Source organism: Klebsiella sp. 28 (genome assembly GCF_018223905.1).
Lineage (GTDB): Bacteria > Pseudomonadota > Gammaproteobacteria > Enterobacterales > Enterobacteriaceae > Klebsiella > Klebsiella pneumoniae.
In genome coordinates this window covers 47,785-58,753 of the sequence record NZ_JAGRQY010000038.1, presented here as the reverse complement: position 1 = coordinate 58,753, position 10,969 = coordinate 47,785, and the positions used below count along the sequence as shown (strand labels likewise).

Here is a 10,969-nt window from a genome sequence, read left to right as displayed (position 1 = left end):
GCCGCACTTGTCCAGCAGAGCGTCGGACCAGTCGCGCTTCGCCACGTCCAGCCACAGCGTCCCGGCGGCGTCCGACATATCGGAGACTTTCTTCCCGGTCATCCGGTAGCGCAGATAATCCTTGGGCAACAGCACCGTGGCGGTGCGCTGAAAGTGTTCCGGCTCATGACGGCGCACCCACAACAGCTTCGGCGCGGTAAAGCCCGGCATCGCCAGGTTGCCCGCCACCTGATGCAGCTCCGGCGCCATCGCCTCCAGCTCGGCGCACTCTGCGGCGCAGCGGGTGTCGTTCCAAAGAATGGCCGGACGGATCGCCTTCCCCTCTGCATCCAGCAACACCGCGCCGTGCATCTGCCCGGAGAGGCCAATCGCCTTAATAGCCGGCCAATGCTGCGCGCATTTTTCCCGTAGCGTGGCCATCAGGTACTCCGTCGCCTCCCACCATAGCTCCGGCGCTTGTTCTGACCAGTGCGGATGAGGCCGCTGAATACTCAGCGGCGCGCTATGGCTGGCGATAACCTCATGGTTCTCATCAATGACCAGCGCTTTGACTTCCGATGTGCCGAGATCGATACCCAGATACATAGCCACCTCTTAGTTAATCAGCGTGTAAACGGCGGCGACTTTCTCGCGCATCAGCGCCAGGAAATCCGCGTTGTTGGCGAGATCACCAAACAGGGCTTTATCACGGGCGAAGACAGCCACCGGATCCTGAGCCTCGAACATCTCATGCACCGCCTGCGCATCCAGGATGCCGTCCTGGTACTGATACGGCAGAGTTCCCTTGTGCCACTGCTCCATAAAGACGAAGAACAGCGCCGGCAGCATGGCGGTCGCTTCCGGGCGGACGCCGCGCTGGTAGCACTCCTGCAAGGTTGGCGCGATCATCGCCGGAATTTTCGAGAAACCGTCGGCGGCGACGCGCTGGTTGGTGTCCTGGATATAGGGGTTGGTAAAGCGTTTAAGCACCACATCCCGGTAGGTCGGCAGATCAATGCCGTTATCGCCGAGACACGGAATAACGTCCTCCGTAACGTAGCGGTCGGCAATGGCGTAGATAACATCGGTCAGCGTGCTTTCATGAATATACTGCTGGCCGATTAAGGTCCCCGCCCAGGCAATGCAGCTGTGCGACGAGTTCAAAATACGGATTTTCGCCTCTTCATACGGGATGACCGACTCCACCATCTCCACGCCGACCGCCTCCAGATTCGGGCGGGCATCGCGGAAGTTGTTCTCCACTACCCACTGGATAAAGGTCTCCCCCATCACCGGCGCTTTGTCATCAATTCCGGTTTGCGCTTTGATGCGGGCCGGCAGATCGGCCGCCGGACGCGGGGTGATGCGGTCCACCATGGTGTTCGGACAGGTGGTATTGGCCGCCATCCAGTCAATCACCGCCTGTTTGCCGGTGAGCTGCAGGAACTCGACCATGCCGTCGTGGAAACGCTCGCCGTTATGACGCACGTTATCGCAGTTGAGCAGGGTCAGCGGCCCGGCGTTGTCGGCCATGCGCTTTTCCAGGATCCGCGCGAGGGTGCCGTAAATGGTTTTGCACTCGCCTTGCAGGTCGGCCTGCAGATCGGGGTTGCTGGTTTCCAGCCGATGGCGAGTGTTCAGGTAGTACCCCCCTTCCGTCACGGTAAAGGCGATAACTTTGGTCTGCGGGTTTGCCCCTTCGTTAATCAGCGGCTGTAGCCCGGCCTGCCACGGCAGCAGTTTCTGGATTGAGGTGATCTCTTCATATTCGCGCTCCCCTTCCGGGCTGACGGTCTCGAGGACGTAACGTCCTCCCTGCGCCGCCAGCGCCTGGACCACCTGCTCGGCGTCGTTGCGAATATTCCCCGCCGCGATGCGCCAGCGATTATCCCCGGAAGCAATCAGACGATGCAGATACCACGCCTGATGCGCGCGATGAAAAGAACCCAGACCGATATGAAGCCATGTGAATTGATTGTTCATGTTCTGCTCTCCTTGAGTTGATGGCGCCACTGTAATTGATCATTTGACCGAAATAAGAGCCATGGATCACAAAAGAGCAATTACCCAATTAAATTACAAATGACCAGTAAAGAGCAAAAGCTTGCCAGTTATGCCAACCACGGCGAGAATGCGGGTATTCGCCGGGCCAATTGCGTGCCCTGGCCAGCAACTTAGGGCGGGAAACCATGAGTAAAGAAGACGATATCCGGTTGGATCAGAAGGTGCGTGCCGCATGGATGTACTACATCGCCGGCCAGAATCAGAGCGAGATTGCCAGCCAGCTGGGCACCTCCAGACCGGTGGTGCAACGGCTGATCGCCGCCGCGAAAGAAGAAGGGATTGTGTCGATTAATCTGCACCATCCGGTAGCGAACTGCCTCGATTATGCGCAGTTGCTGCAGGAAAAATACCGCTTGATCGAGTGCAATGTGGTCCCCGCCTTTAGCGAAGAAAGTACCCTCGACAGCGTGTCGTTTGGCTGCTATCAGCTGATGGCTCGCTATCTGCAGGATGATAAAGAGAAAATCATCGGTCTGGGCTCGGGCCTGACCCTGAAAAAAGCGCTGCAGCGCATCGATTTTGACAGCCTGAATACCCGCTGCGTGGCGCTGATCAGCGCCATGAACGCCGACGGGCAGTGCAATTATTACGATGACGTGCCCCTGCTGCTGACCCGCAAAATTAAGGCCAAGTACTATCAGTGGCCGGCGCCGCGCTACGCCCAAAGCGCGGATGAGTATGAAATGTGGTGCACCAATCGCCTATTCCGCAGCGTCTCCGGCGTCGCCCGCGAGGCGGACGTGATTTTTGTCGGCATTGGTCCGCTGGGCACGCAAAGTCCGATCTTTAAAGACGGCTTTATCAATCAGGCGCAGATGGATGAGCTGACCGCCCGCGGCGGCATCGGGGAGATCCTCGGGCGGTTTATTGATGCGCAAGGCGACGTGGTAGACAGCGAGATCAACCGCATGATCACCAGCTATGATATCCGCCAGAGCCACTGCCCGCGGATTGCCGCTGCCTGTGGAGAACATAAACGACCGGCGATCCTGGCCGCCCTTAAAGGCGGCTGGATTAATGGCCTGGTGACCGATGAGCATACCGCCCGTTGGCTGCTGACGCGGTAACGTCGAACAGCCAGACAGCGACTCAGCTGCTGCTCATCAGTCGCGGGGGAATTTCAATCCGCTGCTGGCTGGCTTCGCCGGCGTCAATAATCGAAAAAACAGCGTCCAGCATCGCCGGCACGTCCTGCTGCACCATGTCGATATCGTGCCCCAGCAGGTAGACAAAAGGATCCCAGTCGAAGCAGCCCATCGGCGGCTGCTCGCTGCCGGTTAGCCCCACCTGCGACAGCCAGCGCACAACCCCTTCCAGGGATATCGTCGAGTTAACAAATATCCCCTGCAACAACGTCTTCGCGCTGCCAAACCGCTCCTGCAGGCAGTCCTCAACGTGGCCTTTCGAATAGCCGGGAGCCAGAATATTCTCCTGCGGCACGCTAAGCCCCAGCTCGCGATGCGCATCGTGGAAGCCGCGTAAACGCTCGCTGGTGTTATGGTCGCTGCTGCGCCCGCCGATAAAGGTCAGCGGCGCCAGCTCTCCGCGGCGGCGGGCGCTATTAGCCAGGATCTTATGAGTCAGCGCTTTCGCGCCGCCGTAGTTATCCGAAATCACCGACGGCGAAAGAGAGCCCGGCAGGTCGAGATTGACCGTTGGCACGCCCGCCTGCTGGCATAGCGCGGAAATTTTATCCGGATTGGTCGCCCCGGTCGCGACCACCCAGTCAACCTGCCAGGAGAGCATCGCCTTTACCGCTTCGATCTCCAGTTCCGGACGCCGGCGCGTACAGGTGATAATCGGCAGCAGGCCGCGCTCGCGGGCCATCTCCTCAAAGCGTTCGGCGATGGAACCGAAGTAGCGGTTATCATATTTGGGGATAATCATACCGATGACGTGTGATTTTTTACTGCGCAGCATGCTGGCCTGACGGTTAATCGCATAGCCCTGCTCCTCGGCAATCCGCGTCACCTTTTCCGCAAGCTTGGCGCTGATGCGGCGCTTTTTCCAGTTACCGTTGAGGATAGCGCTCACCGCGCTCGCCGAAACGCCGGAAAGTTCCGCCAGGTCGTAAATCGTTATCTTCTTCATTTTTCCAACTTGCGTCACAAAATCATGTCGCTGTTAATTTCCCCACTTGCTCAATCGATGAAGCGAGAGCAACATAGCTTCATCGATTGAGCATCCTTTTCACGCCAGGAAGTACGCGCGCATACCGCCTCAACATGCCAGCAAGCCTGAATTAAGATGCTGATATTCAATATGTTACCAGTTTTAGTCTATCACCTCGAACGTGATGCCCTCGCGTTCGATAGTTTTAACCAGACACGGCAAAGGATTATAAAATGAACCACTCTGTCTCCTCTATGAATACTTCCCTCAGCGGTAAAGTCGCCGCGATCACCGGCGCGGCGTCCGGTATCGGCCTCGAGTGCGCGAGGACCCTGCTGGGGGCTGGCGCAAAAGTAGTGCTAATCGACCGCGAAGGCGAAAAGCTCAACAAACTGGTCGCCGAACTTGGCGAAAACGCCTTCGCCCTGCAGGTCGACCTGATGCAGGCGGACCAGGTCGATAACCTACTGCAGGGCATTTTGCAGCTTACCGGGCGTCTCGATATCTTCCACGCCAACGCCGGCGCCTATATCGGCGGGCCGGTGGCCGAGGGCGACCCGGACGTCTGGGACCGCGTGCTGCACCTCAATATCAACGCCGCCTTCCGCTGCGTGCGCAGCGTCCTGCCGCATCTGATCGCGCAAAAATCCGGGGATATTATCTTCACCAGCTCGATCGCGGGCGTGGTGCCGGTGATCTGGGAGCCTGTCTATACCGCGTCGAAATTCGCGGTACAGGCATTTGTGCACACCACTCGTCGCCAGGTGGCGCAGTATGGCGTGCGCGTCGGCGCCGTACTGCCGGGCCCGGTGGTTACCGCTCTGCTGGACGACTGGCCAAAAGCCAAAATGGACGAAGCGCTGGCCAACGGCAGCCTGATGCAGCCGATTGAAGTGGCGGAGTCGGTGCTGTTTATGGTGACGCGTTCGAAAAACGTCACCGTGCGCGACATTGTGATCCTGCCGAACAGCGTGGATCTCTGACCCTGGCCAGCCTGTGAGAGGATGTGATGCAAAACGATACGCAAAACATTATTGGCGTGGATGTCGGTTCGGGCAGCGTGCGCGCCGGGGTATTCAATCTGCGGGGCGAGCTCCTCGCCCACGCGACCCGGGAAATAACCCTGTTTCGCAGCGCCGGAAACAAGGTCGAGCAGTCGAGCCGTGAGATCTGGCAGGCGGTGTGCTACTGCATTAAAACGGCGGTGGCCAGCGCCGGCGTTTCGCCGTCGTCGATAGCCGGGATCGGCTTCGATGCCACCTGCTCGCTGGTGGTGATTGGCGATAACGATGCGCCGCTGGCGGTCGGGCCTTCGGGCGATGCGGACCGCAACATTATTGTCTGGATGGATCATCGCGCCACCGGGCAGGCGGAAAAGATCAATGCCACGGGCCACCCGGTACTGCGGTACGTTGGCGGCAAAATCTCGCCGGAGATGCAAACGCCGAAAATTTTGTGGCTGAAGGAGAATCGCCCGCACATCTATCAGCAGGCGCGCCACTTCTTCGACCTCGCCGATTACCTCACCTGGCGCTCAACCGGCGATGAAGCCCGCTCGGTCTGCACGGTGACCTGTAAATGGACCTATCTGGCGCATGAACAACGCTGGGATGCCGGTTACTTCCGCCAGATTGGCCTCGCAGAGCTGGCGGATGAAGATTTTGTCCGCATCGGCCAGCGGATTGTCGATCCAGGCACCCCCTGCGGCGAGGGCCTTTGCGCCACGGCGGCAGAGGAGATGGGCCTGCCGATCGGCACGCCGGTGGCGGTGGGGATGATTGACGCCCACGCGGGCGGCATCGGTACCGTCGGCGTGCTTAACGGCGCGGTCAACAATATGGCCTATGTCTTCGGCACTTCTTCCTGCACCATGACCACCACTCAGGAAGCGGTATTCGTCCCGGGCGTCTGGGGCCCTTACTATTCGGCGATGGTGCCGGGCTACTGGCTAAGTGAAGGCGGGCAAAGCGCCGCCGGCGCGGCTATCGACCAGCTGCTGAGCTTCCATCCGGCGGCGGCGGAAGCGCGCGAGCAAGCGAAAGCCGCAGGCGTCCCTCTACCGGTCTGGCTGGCGGATCGCGTTCTGACGCAAGTTGCTTCGCCTTCTGAAGCGGTAACGCTGGCCGCCGGTCTGCACGTCGTTCCGGAGTTTCTCGGTAATCGCGCGCCGCTTGCCGATCCCCACGCGAAAGCGCTGATTGCCGGGCTGGGGATGGAGCGGGACCTGGATAACCTGACCGCGCTGTACGTTGCCGGCTTATGCGGGATTGGCTATGGTCTGCGACAGATCATTGACGCCCAGCGCGCCTGCGGAATTGAGAGTGAAAATATCGTCATCAGCGGCGGAGCCGGGCAGCATCCGCTGGTGCGTCAGCTGTTGGCCGACGCCTGCGGCGTTAGCATCGTGAGCACCGCCAGCCGCGAGCCGGTGCTGTTAGGTTCCGCCATCCTCGGCGCGGTGGCGGGCAGAGTCGCGGCTTCGCTGCCGGATGCCATGAAGCAGTTTACTCAGGTGGATGCCACCTATCACAGCGAGACGGCGTTTAGCCCGCTTCATCAGCGCAGGTATGCGGCCTATAAGGCGCTACAACAGGCCGGCAGGCTGATTCGCGAATAACATACCTCCTTATTTTATAACAATAATGCTCCGCTGCTGTGCAGCGGAGACACTCATCTGCACTCTGAAATCGAGGTCAACATGTCCGTTAATAACAAACAGTGGTACGGTCTACCGCTCAACCTCATCTGGGGATATGTCGCCATCGCCGTGTTTATGACCGGCGACGGCTTTGAGCTGGCTTTTCTGTCGCACTACATCAAAGCACTCGGATTCACCCCGGCGCAGGCTTCCTTTGCCTTTACTCTCTACGGTCTGGCTGCCGCCCTGTCGGCGTGGGTCTCCGGCGTGGTGGCGGAAATCATTACCCCACGTAAAGCCATGCTGATTGGCTTCGTGCTGTGGTGTGTATTCCACGTACTGTTCCTCGTCTTCGGCCTCGGTCGCGCCAACTATGCGCTGATCCTGCTGTTTTATGGCATCCGCGGCCTGGCCTACCCGCTGTTCCTCTACTCCTTTATCGTCGCCATTATCCACAACGTCCGCAGCGACAGTTCCAGCTCCGCGCTGGGCTGGTTCTGGGCGGTCTACTCGGTGGGTATCGGCGTGTTCGGCAGCTATATTCCGAGCTTTACCATTCCCCACATTGGCGAAATGGGCACCCTGTGGCTGGCGCTGCTCTTTTGCGCCACCGGCGGCATTATTGCGCTGGTGTCGATGCGTCATACCGAAACGCCGCGCCATATGCAGAACCTGACCACTCGTGAAAAATTCGCCGAACTGGGGCGCGCCGCGACGCTGCTCTATACCAACCGCAGCATTCTGTTCTCGAGCATTGTGCGCATTATCAACACCCTGTCGCTGTTTGGTTTTGCGGTGATCATGCCGATGATGTTTGTTGATGAGCTGGGATTTACCACCTCGGAATGGCTGCAGGTATGGGCGGCATTCTTCTTCACCACGATCTTTTCGAACGTTTTCTGGGGGATTGTGGCGGAGAAAATGGGCTGGATGAAGGTTATCCGCTGGTTCGGCTGCATCGGGATGGCGCTTTCCAGCCTGGCGTTCTATTACCTACCCCAGCACTTCGGCCATAATTTTGCCATGGCGCTGGTACCGGCTATTGCCCTGGGGATTTTTGTCGCCGCGTTTGTGCCGATGGCGGCGGTGTTCCCGGCGCTGGAGCCGAACCATAAAGGCGCGGCGATTTCGGTCTATAACCTGTCAGCCGGGCTGTCGAACTTTCTGGCGCCGGCGATTGCCGTGGTACTGCTGCCCTATTTCAGCACTATCGGCGTGGTAATAGCCTATACCGCCTTATATATTCTGGCCTTCTTCCTGTGCCCGTTAATCCGCGTTGAACAGCCTGGCTTTACCAGCGATCAGCATGCGAAACCGTTTACCGCCAACGCGGCAGAGTCTTAATAAACCGCATCTGGTACAAACAATGCGCAATCCGGGCGGTGCCGCCCGGATTTTTGCCTTATGCGATAGTCACTTTGCCATCCAGATAAACATCCTGCACGGCATTGATCAGCTTCACGCCGTCGGCCATCGATTTCTTAAACGCTTTGCGGCCCAGGATCAGCCCCATGCCGCCGGCGCGTTTATTGATCACCGCCGTGCGCACCGCGTCGGCAAGGTCGGTCTCCCCGCCCGCCGCGCCGCCGGAGTTGATCAGCCCGGCGCGGCCCATATAGCAGTTGGCCAGCTGGTAGCGCACCAGATCGATGGGGTTATCGCTGGTCAGTTTGCTGTATACCCGATCGTCGGTATAGCCGAAGTTAACCGCTTTGTAGCCGCCGTTATTCTCCGCCATCTTTTGCTTAACGATATCGGCGCCGATGGTGGCCGCCAGGTGGTTGGCCTGACCGGTCAGGTCAGCGGAAACATGATAGTCGACGCCGTCTTTCTTGAACGCCGAATTGCGCAGATAGGCCCACAGCACGGTGACCAGGCCCAGCTCATGGGCCCGCTCAAAGGCGGCGGAAATCTCTTCTATCTGACGACGCGATTGTTCTGAGCCGAAATAGATCGTCGCTCCCACGGCCACCGCCCCCATATTGAACGCCTGCTCAACGCTGGCGTAGAGGGTCTGGTCGTATTCGGTGGGGTAGCTCAGCGTTTCGTTATGGTTGAGCTTCACCAGGAAAGGGATGCGATGCGCGTAGCGGCGCGACACCGAGGCCAGCACGCCGTAGGTCGACGCCACGCAGTTACAGCCGGCTTCGATCGCCAGCTCGACGATATTTTTCGGATCAAAGTACAGCGGGTTGGCGGCAAAGGAGGCGCCCGCCGAGTGCTCCACGCCCTGGTCAACCGGCAGAATGGAAAGGTAGCCGGTTCCCCCCAGGCGTCCGGTATTGTACAGGGTCTGCATATTGCGTAGCACCGCCGGTGGTCGGTTGTTATCCACCATCACCCGATCAACATAATCTGCGCCAGGCAGATACAGCTGGTCGGACGGAATGGTTATACAACGGTGCTGCAACAGGCTCTCGGCATCTTTGCCCAGCAACTGCGTAATATCAGTCATAGCAATCTCCCGTAAGGCCGGCCGAAGCCGGCATGCATTATCCCAACCCAATTTTTTTGGGCAGGTTAAGCCTGGTACCGACTTAGCCTATTTTCCAGCCGGGGGGCCATTTTTTCAGGAGATTCTGCTGTCCCGTTGCGCTGCCATTTACCACCAGGCGTGGAAATGGTGCACCGGCCCGATGCCGTGGCCCACTTCCAGAGAGTCGGCCTGCGCCAGGGCCGCCGACAGCCAGGCCTTCGCCTCGGCGACGGTGGCCGCCCAGTCCGCGTGACGCGGGCGCAGCGCCGCCAGCGCGGCGGAGAGCGTACAGCCGGTGCCGTGGGTATTTTTGGTCTGCACTCGCGGCGCGGTGAACCGCTGTTCCCCTTCGCGGGTGAAGAGCCAGTCCGGGCTTTCGGCATCGTCGAGATGGCCGCCCTTCATCAATACCGCGCCGCAGCCCAGCGCCAGCAGCGCCCGTCCCTGCTCCAGCATTTCTCGTTCGTTACGCGCATGGGGGGCATCGAGTAGCGCGGCCGCTTCCGGCAGGTTCGGGGTGATCAATGACACCTGCGGCAACAATCGTTGACGCAGGGTCTCCACCGCCGAAGCCGACAGCAGCGGATCGCCGCTTTTCGCCAGCATGACGGTATCCAGCACCACGTTGGCCACCCGGTAGCGCGCCAGCCGCTCGGCCACGGCTTCCACAATATCGGTCTCCGCCAGCATGCCGATTTTGGTGGTATCGATACGCACATCGCTGAACACCGAGTCGAGCTGCGCGGCCACAAAATCCGGTTCGATGCGATAGACCGACTGTACGCCGCGGGTATTCTGCGCCACCAGGGCGGTGATCGCCGAGCAGCCATAGGCCCCCAGCGCGGAGAAGGTTTTCAGATCGGCCTGGATACCGGCCCCGCCGCTGGGATCGGTGCCGGCGATGGTCAGGGCGTTGATGCGTTTCATCCCTGCACCTCCTGATACAGCGCGTCGAGAAACGCCGGAATAAAGCTGCCTGGGCCTCCCTGACGGGCGGCGATCTCCCCGGCCTGCTTCATCAGCCCGCAGGCGGCGGCCACGTTTTCCAGCCGGTCTCCCGGCAGCGCCGCGCTCGCCGCCACCACCGCCGACAGCGCGCAGCCGGTGCCCACCACCCGGGTCATCAGCGGATTGCCCCCCGCCACGCTGAGCACCCGCTCGCCGTCGGTGACGTAATCCACCTCGCCAGTGACCGCCACCACGGTAGCCAGCCGACGAGCCAGCGCCTGGGCCGCCGGCAGCGCCGCGGCGGCCGTATCGGTGGTATCCACCCCGCGCCCGCCGGCGCTCATCCCGGCCAGCGCCAGAATTTCAGAGGCATTGCCGCGAATGGCCGCCGGCTGGAGGACCAGCAGCTCATGACAAAAGGCCGTGCGCACGGTCAGGGCGCCGACCGCCACCGGATCCAGCGTCCAGGGCCTGCCGGCCTGCCGGGCGTGCTCCACCGCGGCGCGCATCGCCACGGCGCGATCTTCGGTCAGGGTACCGACGTTAATTAACAGCGCATCGGCGATAGCGGCAAACTGCGCCGCTTCGCGGGGATCGATCACCATCGCCGGCGAGGCGCCGACGGCCAGCAGAACATTGGCGGTAAAGGTCTGCACCACGTCATTGGTCATGCAGTGCACAAGGGGGGAATGGGCGCGCAGCAGATGGCGCAGGTGCGCGACAGGCGCGGGATTCAACAGCTCAGGCATAGT

General features: G+C 60.3%; 10 protein-coding genes. 4 read left to right on the top strand and 6 right to left on the bottom strand.

The features are described 5' to 3' along the window. Positions 1-585, bottom strand: a 585-nt coding sequence (locus KHQ28_RS07645) for an FGGY family carbohydrate kinase (RefSeq protein ID WP_264755408.1), incomplete at its 3' end; no start/stop codon positions are given. Between the two features lie 9 nt (positions 586-594). Continuing rightward, entirely contained in the window at positions 595-1,962 is a 1,368-nt protein-coding gene (gene dalD / locus KHQ28_RS07640) for a D-arabinitol 4-dehydrogenase (RefSeq protein WP_002912678.1), read from the bottom strand. Between the two features lie 206 nt (positions 1,963-2,168). Between dalD and KHQ28_RS07635 the strand changes: the two genes are divergently transcribed. Further along, positions 2,169-3,110 (top strand): sugar-binding transcriptional regulator, encoded by a 942-nt coding sequence (locus KHQ28_RS07635; RefSeq protein ID WP_004144198.1) that lies wholly within the window; start codon positions 2,169-2,171, stop codon positions 3,108-3,110. Between the two features lie 22 nt (positions 3,111-3,132). Here KHQ28_RS07635 and KHQ28_RS07630 read toward each other — a convergent pair whose 3' ends face one another. Beyond that, positions 3,133-4,134 (bottom strand): LacI family DNA-binding transcriptional regulator, encoded by a 1,002-nt coding sequence (locus KHQ28_RS07630; protein WP_004184849.1) that lies wholly within the window; start codon positions 4,132-4,134, stop codon positions 3,133-3,135. A gap of 254 nt (positions 4,135-4,388) precedes the next feature. Here KHQ28_RS07630 and KHQ28_RS07625 point away from each other — a divergent pair, with 254 nt between their 5' ends. The 3 genes from KHQ28_RS07625 (at position 4,389) to KHQ28_RS07615 (ending at position 8,137) form a co-directional block, all read left to right on the top strand. Beyond that, on the top strand, positions 4,389-5,138 hold the full coding sequence (locus KHQ28_RS07625; RefSeq protein WP_004180592.1) for an SDR family oxidoreductase: 750 nt from the start codon (positions 4,389-4,391) through the stop codon (positions 5,136-5,138). A 26-nt stretch (positions 5,139-5,164) separates the two neighbouring features. Then, positions 5,165-6,772 (top strand): FGGY-family carbohydrate kinase, encoded by a 1,608-nt coding sequence (locus tag KHQ28_RS07620; RefSeq protein ID WP_032418651.1) that lies wholly within the window; start codon positions 5,165-5,167, stop codon positions 6,770-6,772. An 81-nt stretch (positions 6,773-6,853) separates the two neighbouring features. Next, positions 6,854-8,137 carry an RbtT/DalT/CsbX family MFS transporter gene (locus tag KHQ28_RS07615; protein ID WP_004175116.1) on the top strand — a complete coding sequence of 428 codons (1,284 nt, stop codon included), beginning with the start codon at positions 6,854-6,856 and terminating at the stop codon, positions 8,135-8,137. Positions 8,138-8,195: 58 nt separating this feature from the next. On the opposite strand, the gene fbaB is transcribed toward KHQ28_RS07615, so the two are convergent. The 3 genes from fbaB to thiM form a co-directional block, all read right to left on the bottom strand. Next, positions 8,196-9,248, bottom strand: coding sequence for a class I fructose-bisphosphate aldolase (gene fbaB / locus KHQ28_RS07610; protein WP_002912704.1), 1,053 nt, complete (start codon positions 9,246-9,248; stop codon positions 8,196-8,198). A gap of 147 nt (positions 9,249-9,395) precedes the next feature. Then, positions 9,396-10,196, bottom strand: coding sequence for a bifunctional hydroxymethylpyrimidine kinase/phosphomethylpyrimidine kinase (gene thiD, locus KHQ28_RS07605; protein WP_032418649.1), 801 nt, complete (start codon positions 10,194-10,196; stop codon positions 9,396-9,398). After that, positions 10,193-10,966 carry a hydroxyethylthiazole kinase gene (gene thiM / locus KHQ28_RS07600; protein ID WP_014343334.1) on the bottom strand — a complete coding sequence of 258 codons (774 nt, stop codon included), beginning with the start codon at positions 10,964-10,966 and terminating at the stop codon, positions 10,193-10,195. Before thiM ends, thiD begins: the two co-directional genes overlap by 4 nt. Positions 10,967-10,969: the final 3 nt, after the last annotated feature.

Excerpts from the sequence above, each read along its gene's own strand:
- KHQ28_RS07615 (WP_004175116.1), top strand. The coding sequence starts at position 6,854 with ATGTCCGTTAATAACAAACAGTGGTACGGTCTACCGCTCAACCTCATC.
- KHQ28_RS07625 (WP_004180592.1), top strand. The coding sequence starts at position 4,389 with ATGAACCACTCTGTCTCCTCTATGAATACTTCCCTCAGCGGTAAAGTC.
- KHQ28_RS07620 (WP_032418651.1), top strand. The coding sequence starts at position 5,165 with ATGCAAAACGATACGCAAAACATTATTGGCGTGGATGTCGGTTCGGGC.
- thiM (WP_014343334.1), bottom strand. The coding sequence starts at position 10,966 with ATGCCTGAGCTGTTGAATCCCGCGCCTGTCGCGCACCTGCGCCATCTG.
- KHQ28_RS07635 (WP_004144198.1), top strand. The coding sequence starts at position 2,169 with ATGAGTAAAGAAGACGATATCCGGTTGGATCAGAAGGTGCGTGCCGCA.
- KHQ28_RS07630 (WP_004184849.1), bottom strand. The coding sequence starts at position 4,134 with ATGAAGAAGATAACGATTTACGACCTGGCGGAACTTTCCGGCGTTTCG.
- fbaB (WP_002912704.1), bottom strand. The coding sequence starts at position 9,248 with ATGACTGATATTACGCAGTTGCTGGGCAAAGATGCCGAGAGCCTGTTG.
- dalD (WP_002912678.1), bottom strand. The coding sequence starts at position 1,962 with ATGAACAATCAATTCACATGGCTTCATATCGGTCTGGGTTCTTTTCAT.
- thiD (WP_032418649.1), bottom strand. The coding sequence starts at position 10,196 with ATGAAACGCATCAACGCCCTGACCATCGCCGGCACCGATCCCAGCGGC.